This is a genomic window from Streptomyces sp. NPDC102360 (genome assembly GCF_044766085.1).
Taxonomy (GTDB): Bacteria; Actinomycetota; Actinomycetes; order Streptomycetales; family Streptomycetaceae; genus Streptomyces.
In genome coordinates this window covers 757,243-775,425 of sequence record NZ_JBIWLG010000001.1, presented here as the reverse complement: position 1 = coordinate 775,425, position 18,183 = coordinate 757,243, and the positions used below count along the sequence as shown (strand labels likewise).

17 protein-coding genes and 1 pseudogene are annotated in these 18,183 nt (G+C 70.3%); 13 read left to right on the top strand and 5 right to left on the bottom strand.

Going from position 1 to position 18,183, the window contains the following annotated elements:
* Positions 1-72: 72 nt before the first annotated feature.
* Both ACIRHA_RS03600 and ACIRHA_RS03595 read right to left on the bottom strand, forming a co-directional pair.
* Positions 73-1,083: a LacI family DNA-binding transcriptional regulator gene (locus ACIRHA_RS03600; protein ID WP_403839399.1), complete on the bottom strand. Its 1,011-nt coding sequence runs from the start codon at positions 1,081-1,083 to the stop codon at positions 73-75.
* A gap of 145 nt (positions 1,084-1,228) precedes the next feature.
* On the bottom strand, positions 1,229-2,830 hold the full coding sequence (locus ACIRHA_RS03595) for an FAD-dependent oxidoreductase (protein ID WP_403839397.1): 1,602 nt from the start codon (positions 2,828-2,830) through the stop codon (positions 1,229-1,231).
* A gap of 72 nt (positions 2,831-2,902) precedes the next feature.
* On the opposite strand from ACIRHA_RS03595, the gene ACIRHA_RS03590 reads away from it, so the two are divergent.
* The 4 genes from ACIRHA_RS03590 to ACIRHA_RS03575 all read left to right on the top strand — a co-directional run bounded on the left by ACIRHA_RS03590 (position 2,903) and on the right by ACIRHA_RS03575 (position 6,463).
* Positions 2,903-3,343 (top strand): MarR family winged helix-turn-helix transcriptional regulator, encoded by a 441-nt coding sequence (locus tag ACIRHA_RS03590; protein ID WP_403839395.1) that lies wholly within the window; start codon positions 2,903-2,905, stop codon positions 3,341-3,343.
* 145 nt (positions 3,344-3,488) lie between these two features.
* Entirely contained in the window at positions 3,489-4,364 is an 876-nt protein-coding gene (locus tag ACIRHA_RS03585) for a cyclase family protein (RefSeq protein ID WP_403839393.1), read from the top strand.
* 194 nt (positions 4,365-4,558) lie between these two features.
* Entirely contained in the window at positions 4,559-5,497 is a 939-nt protein-coding gene (locus ACIRHA_RS03580) for an alpha/beta hydrolase (RefSeq protein ID WP_403839391.1), read from the top strand.
* Between the two features lie 258 nt (positions 5,498-5,755).
* Complete coding sequence (locus ACIRHA_RS03575) at positions 5,756-6,463, top strand: FadR/GntR family transcriptional regulator (RefSeq protein WP_403839389.1); 708 nt, start codon at positions 5,756-5,758, stop codon at positions 6,461-6,463.
* Between the two features lie 490 nt (positions 6,464-6,953).
* On the opposite strand, the gene ACIRHA_RS03570 is transcribed toward ACIRHA_RS03575, so the two are convergent.
* Positions 6,954-7,445 (bottom strand): TetR family transcriptional regulator C-terminal domain-containing protein, encoded by a 492-nt coding sequence (locus tag ACIRHA_RS03570; protein WP_403842081.1) that lies wholly within the window; start codon positions 7,443-7,445, stop codon positions 6,954-6,956.
* Between the two features lie 425 nt (positions 7,446-7,870).
* Here ACIRHA_RS03570 and ACIRHA_RS03565 point away from each other — a divergent pair, with 425 nt between their 5' ends.
* Entirely contained in the window at positions 7,871-8,338 is a 468-nt protein-coding gene (locus ACIRHA_RS03565; protein WP_403839387.1) for a hypothetical protein, read from the top strand.
* A gap of 380 nt (positions 8,339-8,718) precedes the next feature.
* Here the strand turns inward: ACIRHA_RS03565 and ACIRHA_RS03560 are convergent, their stop codons facing one another.
* Positions 8,719-8,922: a hypothetical protein gene (locus ACIRHA_RS03560; RefSeq protein WP_403839385.1), complete on the bottom strand. Its 204-nt coding sequence runs from the start codon at positions 8,920-8,922 to the stop codon at positions 8,719-8,721.
* Between the two features lie 10 nt (positions 8,923-8,932).
* Positions 8,933-11,260 carry a transketolase-like TK C-terminal-containing protein gene (locus ACIRHA_RS03555; RefSeq protein WP_403839383.1) on the bottom strand — a complete coding sequence of 776 codons (2,328 nt, stop codon included), beginning with the start codon at positions 11,258-11,260 and terminating at the stop codon, positions 8,933-8,935.
* Positions 11,261-11,490: 230 nt separating this feature from the next.
* Here ACIRHA_RS03555 and ACIRHA_RS03550 point away from each other — a divergent pair.
* The 8 genes and pseudogenes from ACIRHA_RS03550 to ACIRHA_RS03515 all read left to right on the top strand — a co-directional run.
* Positions 11,491-11,610, top strand: a pseudogene (locus ACIRHA_RS03550) (hypothetical protein); the annotation flags it as partial.
* Positions 11,564-12,025 (top strand): Lrp/AsnC family transcriptional regulator, encoded by a 462-nt coding sequence (locus tag ACIRHA_RS03545; RefSeq protein WP_403839381.1) that lies wholly within the window; start codon positions 11,564-11,566, stop codon positions 12,023-12,025. The pseudogene ACIRHA_RS03550 and the gene ACIRHA_RS03545, both read left to right, overlap by 47 nt.
* Positions 12,026-12,085: 60 nt before the next feature.
* Positions 12,086-12,775, top strand: coding sequence for a GntR family transcriptional regulator (locus tag ACIRHA_RS03540; protein WP_403839379.1), 690 nt, complete (start codon positions 12,086-12,088; stop codon positions 12,773-12,775).
* A gap of 309 nt (positions 12,776-13,084) precedes the next feature.
* A complete protein-coding gene (locus ACIRHA_RS03535) occupies positions 13,085-13,606 on the top strand; it encodes a flavin reductase family protein (protein WP_403839377.1) in 522 nt (173 codons plus the stop codon).
* Between the two features lie 97 nt (positions 13,607-13,703).
* Entirely contained in the window at positions 13,704-14,927 is a 1,224-nt protein-coding gene (locus tag ACIRHA_RS03530) for an acyl-CoA dehydrogenase family protein (RefSeq protein ID WP_403839375.1), read from the top strand.
* 76 nt (positions 14,928-15,003) lie between these two features.
* Positions 15,004-15,846, top strand: a complete 843-nt coding sequence (locus tag ACIRHA_RS03525; protein WP_403839373.1) for a fumarylacetoacetate hydrolase family protein — start codon at positions 15,004-15,006, stop codon at positions 15,844-15,846.
* A gap of 57 nt (positions 15,847-15,903) precedes the next feature.
* Positions 15,904-16,470, top strand: a complete 567-nt coding sequence (locus tag ACIRHA_RS03520; RefSeq protein ID WP_403839371.1) for a VOC family protein — start codon at positions 15,904-15,906, stop codon at positions 16,468-16,470.
* 142 nt (positions 16,471-16,612) lie between these two features.
* Positions 16,613-18,178 carry an FAD-dependent monooxygenase gene (locus ACIRHA_RS03515; protein ID WP_403839369.1) on the top strand — a complete coding sequence of 522 codons (1,566 nt, stop codon included), beginning with the start codon at positions 16,613-16,615 and terminating at the stop codon, positions 18,176-18,178.
* The last annotated feature ends 5 nt before the right edge of the window (positions 18,179-18,183 follow it).

Below are 18,183 nucleotides of genomic sequence, written 5' to 3'. Positions count from 1 at the left end.
GTGCAGCACAAGCCCTACCGATCCCTGGGGCAGATTCCGATGCCCAGGCCAGGCAGGCCGCCTGACGACCAATCAGGCAGATTCCCTGACGACCAATCGGGTCGGCAGGACTGTGCGCCGGTACGGTGCGTCAGGGCCGCTCTCGACGCGCCAGAGGATGGTGCGCCCGCAGGCCTCACCCACCTCCGAAGCGGGGTTGACGACGGTGGTGAGACGGGGAGAGACGAGCGCGGCGGTCTCGATGTCGTCGAATCCGACAATCGCGATGTCCTTCGGTACCCTCAGTCCGGCGGCCTGGGCCGCCTGCAGGGCGCCGATCGCGATCAGGTCATTGGCACACAGGACCGCGCGCGGGCGGTCGTGGGCGCTCAACAGGCGGGATGCGACAGCGAATCCGCCCTCGCGGGTGAACGGAGCGTGCCCGATCCAGCGATCGGGCACCTCTACACTCGCGGCGGCGATGGCGGCACGGAAGGCCCCCAGCCGGAAGATCTCCCTGGTTCCGACCAAGGGGCCGCCGATGAAGCCGAGTTCGCGCGTGCCCTGCTCCACCAGGTGCGACACGGCCTCGCGGAGGCCGAGCACGTCGTCGGTGAGGACGGAGTCCGCGGGGATGTCGCGGTACTCGTCGGTGGTGATGACCAGTGGCATCTCCGGGCCGACGACCTCGCGCACCTCGGCGGCGGACAGCGCGACGGGCTGCATCACCACCCCGTCGACACCGCGAGCCACCATCTCCTCCAGCAGCCGACGTTCGGTGGCCGCATCACCGTCAGTGTTGCCGATGAAGGAGACGTAGTCCTCCCCCGCCAGGACATCGTGGATCGCACGGGCCACGGCGGGATAGTACGGGTTCGCCACGTCGACCAAGAGCAGCGCCACCGTCTGAGTCCGTCGGCTGCGCAGCCCCCTCGCGACCATGTTGGGGCGGTAGTTCATGGTCTCGACGGCCTGCATGACACGCTCGCGGGTAGCGGCGGAGACGGCACGCTTCCCGCTGAGAGCATGCGACACCGTGGTGGGGCTGACCCCCGCGGCGACGGCCACGCTCTCGATGCTGGGACGGTCGTTCCTCCGCGACATCGCGTGTCCCCTTCAGACAGAGCCCGGACGCAAAACGATTTGCGTCCGGTGCGGTTCTGACCATACGGACACGACACGTGTGGCAGTCAAGACTCGTGCAGACACTCCATCCCCACCGGAGACAGCCCTGCGCTCAAAGCCCTGATCAGATCCGTGCCGACTCCCGCGTGCGAAGGACGGTCAAGCCATCGAGGGCATCACGGAGGCTGGTGTCCCCGGTGCCGCGAGCGCTGAGATAGCCGTCGGGACGTACGAGGATCCAGTCGCCATCGGTCGCGGCCAGCGTGTCCTGGACCCGGCCGTCGGGATCCCACACACCATGGCCCCCCTCGTCCGGCCGGCGCCGGCTGATCGTCACCCTGGCCAGCCAAGCCGGGAGCGACCCGGCGTCCGCGGTGACCTGATCCCGACCGGTGGCCTGCTCGCTCCCCGCGAAGACGAGCAGGTGCCAGGCCGAGTTCCTGAGCACCGCGCGCAGTGCCGTCCAGCCGGGTGACTGGGCATCGGCGGCGGAGATCTGGGTGAGCCGCTGACCGGGTCGCGGACCCACCCCCGGCGAGTCGTCGGGCACCGTCAGCGGGCTGTCGAGGTAGGAGATGCTCAGACCCGACATGTTCCGAATGAGCCGGCGCATGAAGCCACGGTCCTCCTCCAGGGCTTCCTTGGCGTCGCCGGTGTCGACCATGGCGTTGTTCATGACCTCCCCGGTGGAGGCGAGCAGGGCCTGGCCGATGGGAACGCGCTCGGCGTCGTAGGTGTCCAGCAGGGCGGCGTCGGCGTGGCCCTGTACGACCATGGCCAGCTTCCACGCCAGGTTGAACGCGTCCTGGATACCGGTGTTGAGACCCTGCCCGGACGCCGGGGAGTGGACATGCGCGGCGTCGCCGGAAACGAGACACCGCCCGACGTGCATCGTAGGTACCGCGCGCTGCTGGACGGTGAACTTCGACACCCAGCTGGGGCTGTCCACGACGGTGTCGCGACCCAGCGCCTGCGACAGCTTGGTGCTGAACTGCCGGGCGATCGGCCCGGGTTGCTCGGCCTCTCCTTCGCCGGTCGTGTCCAGCAGCCGCCACTTGCCCGGCTCCGGGAACGGGAACATCATCAGCGCGCCGCCCGGCGGGAACAGCCAGTGCACGCCGTCCCGCTCCAGATCGGTGTGCACGATCGCGTCGGCGATCAGCCAGGTGTGGGCGGCTTCGCCCTTCAAGGGGAGCTCGAGGGTCTTGCGGACGGTCGAGTGTCCGCCGTCGCAGCCCCAGAGGTATCGGGCACGCACGGTCTCCTTCCCCGTGCCGGAGCCGTCACCGCCGCTCAACACCGCCGTGACGGCATCCTCGTCGTGCTGGAAGGATTCCAGTCTGGTGTTCCACTCCACCTCGACCCCGGCCGCGGCGACGTGACCGCGAAGCAGGCGCTCGGTGATCACCTGATCGATGTTGAACATGTACGGAAACCGGGTCACCAGGTCGCCGTAGTCAAAGTCGAGCCGGGTCGTGGAGCCGGCCTGATGGCGGATGAAGCCGTTGATCCGCGTTCCGTACGGCGCGATGTCGCCGAGTATCCCGAGCTGATCGTAGATCTCCAGGCTGCGGGCGTGAGCACCCAGCGCGCGGCTGGTCGTGGCCGGGCCGGGCGCGGCATCCACCACGCGAACCGAGACACCCCGCCGGGCCAGTTGCAACGCCGCCGTGAGTCCGACCGGGCCGGCCCCTGCGACGAGGACGTCGACGTCATGGTCTGTCATTGCCACCAAACTCCCTCTGTGTCAGCTATGCTGACACAGGACCGTATCTCACGAGGGAGAGGAGCGCGAGCAATGGGCGCCGAGGATTACCCGGACGTGAACCCGCCCCTCCTCACACTCTTGCAACGGAGTGTCAGGTGGTTCTCCGACGAGCTGCTGGCGCGCCTCGCCGCCGCGGGCGTGGACCCCATCACCCCGGCCCACGCGGCCGTGCTCGCACACCTGGGGTCCGGCACACCACTGAGCATCGCCGAACTCGCCCGCCGTGCCGGCGTCACCCGCCAGACGATGCATCGCGCTGTCACACAGCTCCTCGACGAAGGCCTGTTGTCCAGCACGCCGGGGCCGGGGTTCCCACGCAGCACCCTCATCGGGCTGACCGATGCGGGTCGCCGGCGTTGTGACGTCGCGTCGGGAATTCTTCGTGACCTGGAACAGGATCTTGGCAGTCAACTGGGGCCCGCGGCACTGGCGGAGTTGCGGGACACCCTGACGCGAGCGTGGCCGCGGTGACGAACCTGCCGACTGGTGGCGGTGGCACATGCTCGTCGCACTCGCCGTCGAACCACGCCGGTAGCCCTGCTGCCGCAGGAGCCCCGTCGCCTCCCCCGGCCGGAGCAGGGGGCGTGTCCACGAAGTATCCACGAAGGAGGAGAAGATGGCCGAGGACGAACTGCCGAGCAACTGGGCGCGGTGGGGTGACGACGACCAGTTCGGCACCCTGAACCTGATCGATGCGGCGGCACGTGTCCGGGCGGCGGCCGAGGTGCGCGAGGCGCGTCACGTGAGCCTTGCCCGGTCGGTCGATCCGGTGCCGCTCACGACCGGGCTCGGACCGGTCGCGAGTCCGGCGATGATGCCGGCCGGCGTCCTGCAGATGGTGAACTTCAACGGGGCGAAGCCGCTCGCGCTGACCGACTCGCTCGTCATCAACACCCACAACGCCGCGCTGACCCATCTCGACGCCGTGTCCCACATGCCGGTCGACGACCACATCTACCCCGGTGTGCCGGTGCAGGAGGCCGTCACACCGACCGGCGTCACCCACGGCTCGGCGGAGCCCTTCACCGCGGGCATCCTCACCCGCGGCGTGCTCCTGGACCTGGCACCGGAGGGCGGCAGTCTCCCGGCCGACCGGCACATCGGGGGCGCGGACCTCGACGCCGCACTCGCCCGCACCGGTGCCTCGTTCAGCTCCGGGGACGCGTTGGTGCTGCGCGGCGGGTGGGACGTCAACCGGCCGCTCGGCCAGCCGGTGCCCGGTCTCGACCTGAGCGCGGTCAGGTGGATGGACGAGCACGGGGTCAGTGTCTACGTCGGCGACATCGGCGACCGGCGCCCGCCCGAGTTCCCGATGCCCGTGCACCAGGTCGCGCTCGCCCGGCTCGGTCTGCCGCTGGTCGACGCCGCCGGCCTCGACGACCTCGCCGAGGTCTGCGCGTCACTCGGCCGCTGGACCTTCATGCTCGTACTGGCACCACCGCGCATCACCCGAACCACCGGACTCGTCGTCAACCCACTCGCCGTCTTCTGACCGACGACTCGCTGACTTGGGGTTCTACCGCACCGCGGCGAGGTCCGACCGTCAGGGCCAATTCCGATGGGCGCGTCTCCCAAGTCCCCGCCTGCTGCGCGGCGTCAACCATGCCGGGGCGGTGTCCGGAATGTCGCCAGACACCAGCCACCGACCACCCCCGACCCCCGACCCCCGACCGCTGGAGAACGACGATGACGACAGACACCACCCGGACACGGCGCTTCACGCACACCGTCCTCGGAGCCGGCCCCGCTCAAGGCATGACCTTCTCCGGGCGGGGGCGGCTGCCGGAGCAGGGAGCCGTCCGGCCCGACACACCGCTGGTCGTCGCCGTGCACGGTGGCGCCTACACCTCGGCGTACTTCGACGTGGCCGGCTACTCCCTCCTGGACCGGGCGGCGGCGCTCGGCATACCGGTCCTGGCCGTCGACCGGCCGGGGTACGAGGGCAGCACCCCCGTCAACCCGGGAGAGTCGATCATCCTGGCCAACGCCGGGGTCCTCGACCATCTGGTCGGCGAGTTGTGGGAGGAGTACGGAGCCGGCACGGCGGGCGTCGTACTGATCGGCCACTCCATCGGCGGGGCCACCGTCAGTGCCCTCGCCGCGCGCGGACCCTCGTGGCCGCTGCTGGGCATCGCGATCTCGGGGTGTCTCCTTCAGACGCCCGCGGAGTCCGGAGAGGCGTGGGCCGCGTTGCCGGATCTGCCCGTGGTGGAGATGCCCGGCGAGACCAAGGACTTCGTCATGTTCGGGCCGGAGTGGACCCGTCGCGCAGACATGCCGGACGCCGGCCACGTCGCCGACTCACCGGTCCCCAAGGCCGAGTTGCTCGACATCACCGGAGGGTGGATCGAGCGCGTGCGGTCGGTGGTCGCGGAGATCAGCGTGCCGGTGCACTACCGGCAGGGCGAGTTCGACCGGCTGTGGGTCACCGACACCGCACAGGTCGCGGCCTTCGCGGAGGCCTTCGTGTCGGCTCCCGTCGTCGACGCCCGGCTGGTCCCCTCGTCCGGCCACTGCATCGACTTCCACCGCGGCGGCGCGTCGTTCCAGCTCGACCAACTCGCCTTCGCCCTGTCCTGCTGCATCACCCCCGAACGGTCGCCGGCAGTCGGCCCTTCGACGTAACGGACCTGGACGTCCCTGGCGTTCGGGATGTAGTCGCGCGCGTGCTCGTAGAACTCGCGGGGCTGCGTCTCGCTGTCGTACCCCTCGATGATCATGATCGGACACGTCCACGCCGGGATCAGGCGCTGCCGCCGCTCGATCCGCTCCTGGCGGAAGGTCGAGCTGGTCAACTACCCGGGACTGAAGTCCCGGGCTTGCTGCTCGGGTCGTCGATGGCTTCGACGAGGGCCGGCTGCGTCCAGCGTTCACGCGATGAGGGTGAGCACGACACCAGGCCGGGCGGAAGCGGCGGCACAGCGCGTCGTCGCGCTCATCGAGACGGTGTCACCGGGGACCCGCCTGGGCACCAAGGACGAGCTGCGCAAGCGGTGCGAGGTTTCGGTGGGCACCTTCAACGAGGCCCTCCGTCTGCTGCAGTCCCGCGGCCTGGTCACGGTCAAGCCGGGCCCGGGCGGCGGACTCTTCAGCGCCGAACAGACCCCGATGGTGCGCCTCGGCAACTCCGTCCTCGCCCTGGACACACAGGAGACCGACGTCGCCAACGCGGTACGCATCCGCGACGCCCTGGACCCCCTGCTCATCGAGGACGCCCTCTGGCACGCCTCCCCCGCCGATGTCGCCGGGCTGCGCGCGCACATCGGGGCGATGGAAGCGGCCGTCGAGGCCGAGGACCCCGTCGCGTTCGTCCACGCCAACTGGGCCCTGCACGCGGACATCGCCTCGATCAGCCCGAACACCCTGCTCGGTTCGCTCTACAGCAGCCTGCTGGAACTGATCGAGGCGCACACCCTGACGGTCCTGCCCGCCAGCGAGCAGCCGCTCGGCGAGTACATCGCGCACCGGCACGCACTGCACCGCGACCTCATCGATGCCCTCGACCGCCGCGACCGCGACGAGGCCCTGCGTCTGATCCACGAACACAACACCAGCCTCGCGGCGTGCGAGGAGCCCAACACACCTCGCTGACCGGCGACTTCGCCCGCCCGGCAGCGGAACACGGTGCCTGCACCGGGGGCTGGCCCCCGGCAGGGCCTTACGCGTCCGGGGCATTGACATCGGGTGCCGCGACCCGCCCAACATCACTCCCAGTTCGCCTCAACGCCCGAGCACACGGCCGCACACCTGCGGCCCTGCGACCCCGCTTCCCTGTGCTCCGGCCTGCGCGCCGTCGACGAAGCCCAGCGACGCCTCCTCGACGGCATCCGCCCCTCCCCCCTGTGGCTCCGGGTGCCCTTACCTCTGTGGCTCCCAAGTACCGCCGCGCCTGCCTGCATGAAGATCGATCTCCGCCTGGGCGCACGCGGCTGAGCCACGTGTGCCGCCTGCGACAGGCGCGCGGGCACCGCACCCCGTGCAAGCCCAAGGAGTAAGCATGAACAGCACACCTGGCATGCCCGGAATCCCTCTCTGGCCCGCAGACAGGACAGCGGCCGTACACGCCCTCGGGGTGCGGGACCTACGCGGAGAGGCCGGCGCCGAGCGCCGACAGTCCCAGGCCGATTTCGTCGGCGCTCACACCGTCGGCCAGATGGTGGCAGACGATGAGACCGTGCATGAGCGCGAAGATCACCGACGCCGCGGCCTCGGGTTCCGCATCCGCCGGCAGTCGCCCGTCCTCCCGCCACCGGCCCGCGAGTTCGGCGAGATGCCCCTGGGTCTCGGCGTACAAGGCCCGGGTGCGTTCGCGCAACGGAGGCCGGCGCAGGGCCTCCGCCCAGGTCTGCATGGCGAGCTTGGACAGGTCGTAATCCGGGTGCTCTGTGCGGGCGCGCAGCTCGGCGACGATCGTGGCGAGAGTCTGTGAAGGACCGGGATTCGGCCGGGTCTCCAGGATGCCGGTGAAGATCTCACCGACCAGGCCGAGACCGACTCCGGCGGTGGCGTCGATGAGCTCTTCCTTGCTGCGGAAGTACCGGAACGGCAGCGACCGGGACCAGGTCCTCGCCACCGTCAACGAGGACCCCTTTGTCGTCCACGGCCTCGTGACCGAGCTGACCATCACCGAATGGGACCCCGTATTCGGTGACTACCAGAACGAGTCGAGCCGCGGACAGACGTGATCCGTGGCTCACGATCGCCGACACCGGCCCGTAGGCGCGCGGCAACCTACGAGCCCTGAGAACCCTCGGTCTTCCCGGGCGAGAGCCAACCCAGTCTGCCCTTGCGGTAGTTGACACACGTTGTCTCTACAGACCGAGGGAGACCATCTCTGCACAGGGTGCTCGACATCAGGCGTTCTCGTGCCCCACAACCGAGAAGTTGGAAGACCTCGACGCAGCCTCACCTCTTGCTGTTATAACGTATACCGACCTACGCTGACCGGGTCACGCCACGGCATCCACGTGCCGACCCGAACCGGAAAGCAGGCGACCCTTGAGCGACTCCACGAACCATGACTGCCACATGTGCGGCCTGGAGGACAGTGACGATGCGACCGTGGTGTTCCGTGACGACCTGTGGTCGGGACAGACGGTGCCCGGCTACGACGTCCCCGGCTGGTTCGTGCTGCGCGTGCGACGGCACGCCGAGCGCCTCACGGGGCTCAGCGACGCCGAGTTGGAGACCTTCGGCCGCCGTGCGCGGGACCTGACGGCGGCGGTCGGCGAGGTGACCGGCGCCCCGGCGACGTACCTGCTCGCCTTCGGCGAGAACCACCGCCACTTCCACGTACTCGTCATCGCCCGCACGGAGGACGTCCCCGACGACAGGAGGAACGGCGACATCCTCAAGCTGCGCTCGGAGCGGAGCGAACCCGAGGAGGCGGCACGGCTGGTGCCCGCGGTACGCAGCGCCTACCAGCGCCTCGCCGAGTCGGGCGCCCAGGTCACCGTCGGCGGCTGAGCGCATCCATCGGTAACGCTCCTTACAGTCCACCGGCCTTCCCGCCATCAGGGCGGGGCCGGTGGCGGGAAGGATCCGGAGCGCGGGGCCCGTCCTGCCCGACCACACCTGACGCTCCGGATCCGTCCTGCACACGGCACGCCGAGCAAGCGGAACGGCGGGGGGGGGGGGGGGGGCCCCGCCCCCCCGGGGGGGCGCCCCCCGCCCCCCCCCCCCCCCCCGGGGGGGCGGCCCCCCCCGCGGCCCCCCCCCCCCCGCCACGCCGGCGCCGCGGGGGCGGCGGGCGCGCCGGCCGGCGGGGCGTCGGCGGCGGGGCGGCCGGGGTCCCCCGCGAGCGCCTGGCCCCGCCCGCCCCCCCCCCCCCCGCCACCGCCGTTCCGTTACCGGTCCCGGTCACCACCCCTGGAAGGCGTATCGACCACATCGTCACCCGATGCCTCCGCGTCGGGCGGCACCGAGGAGGTCACCGTCCCGATCCTGCCGCCCGGCGTCAGGTGGCGGACCCTCGGCTGCGGGGCCTCCTTGTGCTCGCGGACGGCCCGCGCGCCGGACCAAACACGGTCGATGCCGCTCAGCGCGTTCATCGGTTCTCCCTCACTGCGTCAGGTCGAGAGCGGCCCGGATGATGCTGTCGCTGTCGATCTGGTGGTAGCGGTACACGTCCGGCAGGTCGCCGCTCTGGCCGAAGCGGGTCACGCCCAGGGTGCGCAGCTCGACCCGGTTGATGTTCGCGAGGAAGGCCAGGGTGTGCGGGTGGCCGTCCAGGACGGTGACCATCGGCGTGGCCCGGGAGACAGGGAAGACCTGGTCGAGGATCCAGGTGTCGGCGTGGCCGTGTCCGGAGCGTGCGTCGAGGGCCTTGAAGAGCAGGCCGGGGCTGGTGACGCAGACGACGTCGGCCGCGACGCCCTGCTGGTGGAGGCGGTCGGCGGCCTGCAGCGCCTCGGTGGCCATGGCGCCCATCGCGGTGATCGTGACCTCCGGCTGTTCGACGCGACGCAACGGGTAGGCGCCGGCGACGACTTGCCGTCGGCGGCGTTCGCGGGCAGCCGGGTCGGTGGGCACCGAGGCCAGGGCCTGGTCGACGGGCCGGGTGGACAGGCGCAGGTAGGCGGAGCCGCCGTCCGGCCTGCCCAAACGGGACAGCGCCGCGAGCAGGGCCCATTCGGTGTCGAGGGCGAAGGCGGGTTCCCAGGTCGTGCAGCCGGGCTGTTCGATCCCGAGGGAGGGCGTGGTGATGGACTGGTGGGCACCGCCCTCGGGGGCCAGGGTGACTCCGGACGGAGTGCCGACGAGGATGGACTGGCCACCTGCGTAGATTCCGAACGACCAGGGCTCCAGAGCGCGTTGGACGAACGGGTCGTACATCACGCCGATGGGGAGCAGGGGCTCGCCCCAGCGGCTCCAGGTGGCGCCGAGTTCGCCGAGCATGCCGACGAGGTTGGTCTCGGCGATGCCCAGTTCGATGTGCTGACCGGTGGGCTTCTCGCGCCAGTGCAGCAGGGTCTCGGCGTCGTCGTGGAACCAGTTGAGGCGTTCGGACGGGGCCCAGACGCCGACCTTGTTGACCCATCCGCCCAGGTTGGTGGTGGAGCTGACGTCGGGGCTGACGGTGACGATCCTGCGTGCCGCGTCGGGGGCCGCGCGGGTCAGGTCGAGCAGGACCCGGCCGAGCGCGGCCTGGGTGGTCGTCGTTCCGGTGGGGGTGCGGCCGATGTCGGTGGGCACCGTGGGTGGTTCGGCCGGCGCGATGGGCTCCCGGCGCAGTCGGGCTCCGGCCTCGGCGCACAGCCGGCCCGCCTCGCTGTCGGTGGAGAAGGCGTCCCAGGGCCGGTCCGGGTCGGCGCCGACCTGCGTTGCGAGTTCGTTGATCTGGTCCTCGGTCAGCAGTGAGGAGTGGTTCTGCGGGTGGCCCTGCGTGGGCAGCCGGTAGCCCTTGACCGTGTAGGCGAAGATCACGGTCGGGCGGTGGTCGTCGACCGAGTCGAGGGCGGTGTCGAGCGCGGGCAGGTCGTGGCCGCCCAGGTTGCGCAGCGCCCGCACCAGGGCCGAGTCGTCCAACTGCCCGATCAGGGAAGCGATCGGCTGGGCGTCCACGCCCGTGCCGGGCAGACGGTCGCGCAGTTCGTCGGCGGAGCAGCGCAGGAGCCGCTGGTACTCAGGGTTGGGCATCGCGTCCATGCGGCGGCGCAGTTGCTCACCGCCGGGGCGGTCGAACAGTTCCTCCAGCAGCGTCCCGTACTTGAGCGTGAGGACCTGCCAGCCGGCCGCGCCGAACATGCCCTGCAGCCGGTCCGCCGCGATGTCGGGCACGACCCGGTCCAGGGACTGCCGGTTCAGGTCGACGATCCACACCAGCTCACCGAGTCGGGCGACCTGGGGGTCCATGACCGCTTCCCAGACCGCGCCCTCGTCCAGCTCGGCGTCGCCGACCAGCGCGTACTGGCGGCCGGCCGGGGTGCCGGGGTCCTCGGAGACGTAACGTCGGGCGTTGGCTCCCCAGATGGTGGCGGTCGCGCCGATGCCGACGGAGCCGGTGGAGTAGTCGACCGGGTCGGGATCCTTCGAGCGGCTCGGGTAGCTCTGCAGGCCGCCGAACTCGCGCAGGGTCGTCAGATGCTCGGCGTCGAGGCTGCCCTGCAGGTAGTTGATGGCGTGCAGGACCGGCGAGGCGTGCGGCTTGACCGACACACGGTCCTCGGGCCGCAGGTGCCGGAACAACAGTGCGGTCATGATCGACACCATCGAGGCGCACGACGCCTGGTGGCCGCCGACCTTGAGTCCTGTCGGGTTGGGCCGCACCCGGTTGGCGTGGTGGACGATGGAGCTGGACAGCCACAGCACGCGCTCCTCGACCTCGCGCAGGGCGTCGAAGTCGTCGGTCGCGCGGAAGGTGGCGGCTCGGTCTGGGGCAATGGTCATACGGAACGGACCTCCTCGTGACCTGCTTTCGCCGAAGCGAGTTGAGCGGTCGGGAGTGACAGGGGAGACGCCTGGAACGGCGGCGAAGGCACGCTGTTCCAGGTTCCAGGTGCATCGGTGCGAAGCGGGCCGGATCGCGGCCGGACTCGGAGCATCGGCGGTGCGGAGTTGCTTCTGAGCACACCAGCCGGGCGGAATGCGCACAAGACTTCGTGTGATAACAGTGCAGGATGCCCAAGATTCCCCGTCCAGCCCCAGGGAAGGCGTGCATCATGCCAAGCTCCGCGCGGATCAACTCCACCGATGCCCGACTGCTGCTCGCTCTCAGCGAGCACCCCAGGGCCACCGCCGTCGCGCTCGCCGATCAGGCAGGCCTCAGCCGCAACACCGTCCAGGCTGGCCACCCTGGAGCGAACCGACGCGCTGTCCTCCTACGAGCGTCGCGTCAGCCCTGCCTCGCTCGGCTATCCACTGACCGCCTTCATCACCGTCCAGGTCGTCCAGCGACGGCTCGACGAGGTGGCCGGCGCGCTCGCCGCCGTCGACGAGGTGCTGCAGGTGTCCGGCCTGAGCGGGGACAGCGATCTGCTGGTTCACGTGGTGGCCACCGACGCGGAGGACCTGTACCGGACGGCCGGCCGGATCCTCGCGATCCCCGGGGTCGAACGGACCACCACCTCGCTCGTGATGCGCCAGCTGGTGGACTACCGCATCACCCCTCTGTTGAAGAAGGCGGCTGCCGACAGACATCGGTCCGCAAATTGATATAACTGATAGCATCCCGGAACCGGCGAGGTGTGAGGACAATGCCCTAGGGAGACCGTCATGGCTGGAGTGAGCACCAAAGGCGTACGCCGCGTGCAACCGATGTCGGTCGTCGAGCAGGTGACCAAGGAGATCCGCCGGTCCATCCTCTCCGGCGACCTTCTCCCGTCGCAGGAGTTCTCGCTCCGGGAGATCGCCGGCCGCCTCGGCGTGAGCATGATCCCCGTACGCGAGGCGCTGCGTCACCTCGAAGGCCAGGGCCTCGTCGTCACGACCCCCGGAAAGAGCGCCGTGGTGGCCCCGCTCAGCCACGACGACCTGCGCGCCATCTACCGCCTGCGCCGGCAGATCGAGCCCGAACTCGTCGGGCGGGCCTGCCTGCTCCTGACCGACCGCGACCACGCCCGGCTCATGGAACACCTCACCGTCATCGGTGACGAGAGCCTGGGGCTCGACGAGATCTACGAGACCCACCACGAGTTCCACCTGGACCTGCTGCGGCCCGCGGCCACCGACTGGGACCTGCGGATTTTGGGCATGCTGTGGCACTCCGCCGAGCGCTACGTGCGGCTGGCCTTCGGTGGCCGCGACAGCGATCCCGACGAGCCGAGACGCCGGGAAGCGGCCCACGCCGAACTCCTCGCCGCGGTGGCGAAGCGCGACCCCGGCAGCGCCTCCCACGCCGTGCTGGCCCATCTGGACCTCAACGAGCAGATCGCCCAGCAGGGCATCGCCGCGATCGCCGACTGAGCAGTCCGGCCGGCCGCGGGCAGTCAACCGGCCCGACGCCTCGGCAGGCGGGCCCCAAGGGCCCCGACGAGCGCGTTTCTTGATCAAGTCTGGTCGCGCCGCAAGAAGTTCGCCGCACCCCACCTCTTGCTGTTATCACATATAGCTGCCTATGGTGATGCGCATCGCAGCCGCCCAGTACGGCACGACGGCGCGCAGTCGGATCTGTCGGGACGGCAGCCGAGCAGCGCCCCCCTGACGACGGGATCCCGCTTCCCGCGCGTGATCCCACCGTCTGCACAGTTGCCCACCCTCTGTGAGGAGCCGACCATGGTGGCTGACCAGGAATTCCGTGATCTGATGGCCGGCGTGTGCGCTCCGGTCACCGTGGTGACCGCCCTGGAGGACGACCGTCCGCACGGCGCCACGGTGAGCGCCTTCGCCTCGTTGTCCCTGCGGCCGCCCATGGTGACCGTGGCCCTGGACACCAACTCCCAGCTACTGGCGCGGATCGAGCGGACCGGCCGGTTCGGCATCAACGTGCTGTCGCACGCGCAGGGTGACCTGGCGCTGCAGTTCGCCCGCCGCTCCGCGGACCGGTTCGACGGCGCGGAGTGGAACCTGGACCACGGCCTGCCGCGCTTGGGCGAGGCACCGGGCTGGATCGTGTGCGACCTCGCCCAGAACGTGCCCGGCGGAGACCACCGCCTGCTCCTTGGCGCGGTCGCGCACGCGCAGACCACGACCGCTCCCCCGCTGGTGTACGGCCACCGCACCTTCGGCACACACTCCGGCTTCGCGCAGCGCCCCCGACGCCCCCTCACCGATCAGCTGCTGGCCTGCTCCCGCTGATCCGTTCCACAGCGACCACGGCGCCCGCGGCACCCACGGCACCCCGACGCCCGCAGCGGCATTCGGCACCCACTTGCATTCAGCACGAAGGGACGACATGACCACCACCGCACCCACCCAACCCCCGCTCTCCCCCGAGGACCAGGCGGCAGATCGAGCGGCGTTGGTCGCCCGGGCCGCGGAGCTGCGCCCCCTCGTGCGCCAGCACTCGGCGCGCACCGAGGCCGACCGCCGCGTCCCGCAGGAAGTGATCGATGCCCTGGCCGATGCCGGGCTGTTCAAGACCGCCGTACCCAGGCGCTACGGCGGTCACGAAGCCGGCGTGAAGGCCATGCTGGACGTCTCCGCCCAGGTGGCGGAGGGCGACGGTTCCACCGCCTGGGTGGTCACCCTCGTCAACGTCTGCGCCTGGATGACGGGCCTGTTCCCGCAGCAGGCCCAGGACGATGTCTTCGGCGCGAACCCCGACGCCCGGGTCTCCGGCGTCCTGGCCCCCACCTCCACCACCCGCAAGGTCGAGGGCGGATGGCGGGTGACCGGCCGCTGGTACTACAACTCCGGTTCTCTGCACGCCGACTGGGCCGTCCTCGGGGTACCGCTCACCGACGAGGCGGGCGAGGCCGTCGACCAGAGCCTGGTGCTGATCCCGGTTCCGGAGATGACCATCGAGGACACCTGGTTCGTCGCCGGGATGAAGGGCAGCGGCAGCAACTGCCTGGTCGCCGAAGACGTGTTCGTCCCCGAGCACCGCGTGGTCTCCGTGCCCGCCGCCATCGAGGGCAACTACCCCACCGAGCGAGGCGGCGAAGAGCCGCTCTACCGCTCCGCGTTCGTGCCCATTCTCTCCCTGGTGCTCGCCGGTCCCCAACTCGGTCTGGGACGAGCGGCGTTGGAGATAGTCCGGGGCAAGGCGGGCCGGAAGCCGATCTCGTACACCTTCTTCGACGCGCAGTCCGAGTCGGTGACCTTCCAGAACCAGATCGCCCAGGCCGCCATGATGATCGACACCGCGCATCTGCACACCTACCGTGCCGCCGCGGACATCGAGCAGGCGGCCGCCCGCGGCGAGTACCCCGACACCCTGATCCGCTCCCGGGTCCGTGCCGACACCGCGTGTGCCATCGAGAACGTCACCAAGGCCATCGACGTGCTGCTGTACGCCCACGGGGCCGGCAGTTTCGCCGACGTGAACCCGCTGCAGCGCATCTGGCGGGACTCCGCCGTCGCCGCCCGCCACGCGGTCACGCTGCCCGCCGTCAGCTACGAGGTGTACGGCAAGGCCCTGTTGAACCTCGACGAGAAGATCACCCCGCTGGTGTGAGCGCGGCAGAACGGCCGACCACCCAGTATCCGCACAGGCCGCTTGCGAGCGGCCGCCCTTTCCCACGGAGCACATCGTGCGCATCGCCAATCTCTCCGGCCGTCTGGCTCTCGTCGTCGACGGCCTTACCGTCGATGTGGAGAAGGCCAGTGACGGCCTCTTCTCCGCCGACCCGCAGGCCGTCTACGGGCGTTGGGAGGAGTTCCGTACCTGGGCGGCCGACGCCCGGCTGCCGCGCGGCACGGAATTCGACGCCGCTGACCTCGACTCGCCCGCCCCGGCCCCTCGCCAGCTCATCGCCGCAGGTCTCAACTACCGTGACCACGCCGCCGAAGCCGGGTTCGAGCTGCCCGACCGGATGCCGCCGGTCTTCACCAAGTTCAACTCCAGCATCAGCGGCCCCGTCACCGATGTGGCACTTCCGACCGGCGGCCACACCGACTGGGAGATCGAGCTCGTGGTGGTCATCGGCACCTACGCCCACCGCATCACGGCCGAGGACGGCTGGAAGCACGTGGCGGGCCTCGCGGCCGGCCAGGACCTCTCCGAGCGCATCACTCAACTCGAAGGTCCCTCACCCCAGTTCAGCCTCGGCAAGTCCTTCCCCGGGTTCGCACCAATCGGCCCGTGGCTCGTCACCCCGGACGATCTCGACAACCCCGACGACCTGGAGCTGCGCTGCACGCTCAACGGTGAAGAGGTCCAGAAGAGCCGCACCGGCGAAATGATCTTCTCGGTCCCCGACCTGCTCGCCCGCCTGTCGGCCGTCGTCCCACTGTTCCCCGGCGACGTCGTCTTCACCGGCACCCCGGCGGGTGTCGGCATCGGCCAGAAGCCGCCGCACTGGATCGCCGTCGGCGACGAGCTGGTCAGCACCATCGAAGGCATCGGTGAGCTCCGCCAGCGCTTCACCAACTGAATTCCGACGGGTTCGTACCACCGGTACCGATCCCGGTATCGATCAAGGAGGATCGACATGGGAGCCCCCAAGTTCGCCCACGTGGTGTTCCAGACCAGCCAGCCCACCGAGATGCGTGACTGGTACTGCGCGGTCCTGGACGGCCACACCGTCTACCAGGACGACGCCCTGTGCTTCCTCACCTTCGACGAGGAGCACCACCGCGTAGCGCTGATCACCCCGCCCACCCCGCTGGAGCGCAAGAGCCCCATGGCGGCCGGCGCCCACCACGTCGCGTACACCTTCGACACCCTCGGCGATCTGCTGGCCCGCTTCGAGAAGCTCCAGGACAGCGGCGTCCTCCCGGCGGTGTGTATCGCCCACGGTGTCACCACGTCGATGTACTACCGCGACCCCGACGGCAACTTCGTCGAGATGCAGATCGACAACTTCGCCGAGCCCGAGCAGGCCACCGCCTACATGCACGGCGACGAGTACCGCGAGGACTCCGTCGGCCCCGCCTTCGACCCGGCCGCGCTGCTCGCCGCGCACCGCGCCGGCGTGGCCACCAGGGAACTCACCGACCGCACCTGGGCCATCAAGCAGGACCTGCCCGACCCCATGCAGACGCTCATGGGCGGCTGAGCGGGTGCCGGTCACCCACCGGCACCCGGATGCCTGGTCCGCCCCTCCTGTGCACCAGCACGCGACGGGCGGGCCAGGCATCACCGCTCCCCCACCACTCGGCCGCCCAGCACGGCACACACCATCGAAAGAGGCCCGACACATGAGCGACCACCAAGTGGTCATCGCCGGCGGAGGACCGGTGGGCCTGGCCACCGCCGTGGAACTCGGGCGGCGAGGGATCGACGTTCTGGTCGTGGAGCCGAGGGCGACCGTCTCGCATGCCCGCCCCCGGTGCAAGACCATCAACGTACGCACCATGGAACACCTGAGCCGCTGGGGCATCGCCGACGATCTCCGCCGACGCGCACCCCTGACGACGGACTGGTCCCAGGACGTCGTGTTCTGTACGTCCCTCGCAGGACGCGAACTCTCGCGCTTCTCAGGCGTGTTGGGCCTCGCGTACGAAGGCGAGCGCTTCCCCGAACTCGGGCAGCAGGCTCCGCAGTACGTGCTCGAGGAACTCCTGCGCGACACCGTCCGCCAACTGCCCACGTGCACGCTGGAGACTGGGTGGGCCCTCTCGAAGGCACAGCAGGACGGGACCGGCGTACACGTGACACTCACGGATGGCGACGCCGCGACCAGGACGGTCACCTGCGACTACCTCGTCGGCTGCGACGGACCGCGCAGCAGCGTGCGGGAACAGATCGGCGCACGCTACGACGGCGAGCACGCTCTGCGCCCCAACTTCGGCATGGTCTTCGAGGCCCCCGAGCTGTGGCCGGACGTGCGACACGGCCCGGCCGTGCAGTACTGGGTCCTCAACGCGGCCTGCCCTGCGCTCCTCGGGCCCATCGACACGTCCGGCACCTGGTGGATGATCGCGTTCGGCGTGGACCGTGAGACGGGAGAGCGGACGGCGAGGGACCTCATCGACGCAGCGGCCGGCACACCCACCGACGCGACCGTCCTGTCGACGGACCCCTGGACGGCACGCATGCAGATCGCCGACCGCATGCGCGACGGCCGCATCTTCCTCGCGGGTGACGCCGCGCATCTCAACCCGCCGTTCGGCGGCCACGGCCTGAACACCGGCATCGGTGACGCTGTCGATCTCGGGTGGAAGCTCGCCGCGGTCCTCCAGGGCTGGGGCGGCCCGGCTCTGCTCGACAGCTATGAAGCGGAGCGCCGCCCGGTGCAGGAGTTGGTGATCCAGGAGGCGACGGCCAACATGGCGAACACCTCCGCCGAGCTGATGGACGACGGCCTCGACGTCGAAGGGCCGCTCGGCGACAGTGCGCGCCAAGCGGCCGACAAGCGGATCCAGGCCACCAAGGCGGCGGAGTTCCACGCCCTCGACCTGGTGCTCGACGTCAGCCTCGACTCCTCACCGCTCATCTCCCACGGGGCCGACAGGGTCGCGGGCAGCAGGCTGCCCCATGCCCAGCTGGATTCCGGATCGCTCTACGACCGGCTGGGGACCGGGTTCACCCTGCTCTGCCTGACGCAGGACGCACGGACGGGTGTCACGCCCCTGACGGAAGCCGCGGCGGCAGCGGGAGTCCCGCTCACCGTGGTGGATCTCGGCGATGCGGGTCTGCGCTCCCGTTACGGAGCCGACCTGGTCCTCGTCCGTCCGGACCAGTACGTCGCCTGGGCCGGCGATCGGCTGCCCGCCGCCGATCAGGTCCTCGCACGGGTGACCGCTCGCGCCGGTGCGGCGTGAGCGGA

What these genes read in the sequence shown, in the direction of transcription:
- ACIRHA_RS03560 (WP_403839385.1), bottom strand. Translation starts at nt 8,922, where the DNA reads ATGAACGCGCTGAGCGGCATCGACCGTGTTTGGTCCGGCGCGCGGGCC.
- ACIRHA_RS03585 (WP_403839393.1), top strand. Translation starts at nt 3,489, where the DNA reads ATGGCCGAGGACGAACTGCCGAGCAACTGGGCGCGGTGGGGTGACGAC.
- ACIRHA_RS03520 (WP_403839371.1), top strand. Translation starts at nt 15,904, where the DNA reads ATGGGAGCCCCCAAGTTCGCCCACGTGGTGTTCCAGACCAGCCAGCCC.
- ACIRHA_RS03590 (WP_403839395.1), top strand. Translation starts at nt 2,903, where the DNA reads ATGGGCGCCGAGGATTACCCGGACGTGAACCCGCCCCTCCTCACACTC.
- ACIRHA_RS03600 (WP_403839399.1), bottom strand. Translation starts at nt 1,083, where the DNA reads ATGTCGCGGAGGAACGACCGTCCCAGCATCGAGAGCGTGGCCGTCGCC.
- ACIRHA_RS03545 (WP_403839381.1), top strand. Translation starts at nt 11,564, where the DNA reads ATGCCCGACTGCTGCTCGCTCTCAGCGAGCACCCCAGGGCCACCGCCG.
- ACIRHA_RS03530 (WP_403839375.1), top strand. Translation starts at nt 13,704, where the DNA reads ATGACCACCACCGCACCCACCCAACCCCCGCTCTCCCCCGAGGACCAG.
- ACIRHA_RS03555 (WP_403839383.1), bottom strand. Translation starts at nt 11,260, where the DNA reads ATGACCATTGCCCCAGACCGAGCCGCCACCTTCCGCGCGACCGACGAC.
- ACIRHA_RS03535 (WP_403839377.1), top strand. Translation starts at nt 13,085, where the DNA reads ATGGTGGCTGACCAGGAATTCCGTGATCTGATGGCCGGCGTGTGCGCT.
- ACIRHA_RS03580 (WP_403839391.1), top strand. Translation starts at nt 4,559, where the DNA reads ATGACGACAGACACCACCCGGACACGGCGCTTCACGCACACCGTCCTC.
- ACIRHA_RS03515 (WP_403839369.1), top strand. Translation starts at nt 16,613, where the DNA reads ATGAGCGACCACCAAGTGGTCATCGCCGGCGGAGGACCGGTGGGCCTG.
- ACIRHA_RS03595 (WP_403839397.1), bottom strand. Translation starts at nt 2,830, where the DNA reads ATGACAGACCATGACGTCGACGTCCTCGTCGCAGGGGCCGGCCCGGTC.
- ACIRHA_RS03540 (WP_403839379.1), top strand. Translation starts at nt 12,086, where the DNA reads ATGGCTGGAGTGAGCACCAAAGGCGTACGCCGCGTGCAACCGATGTCG.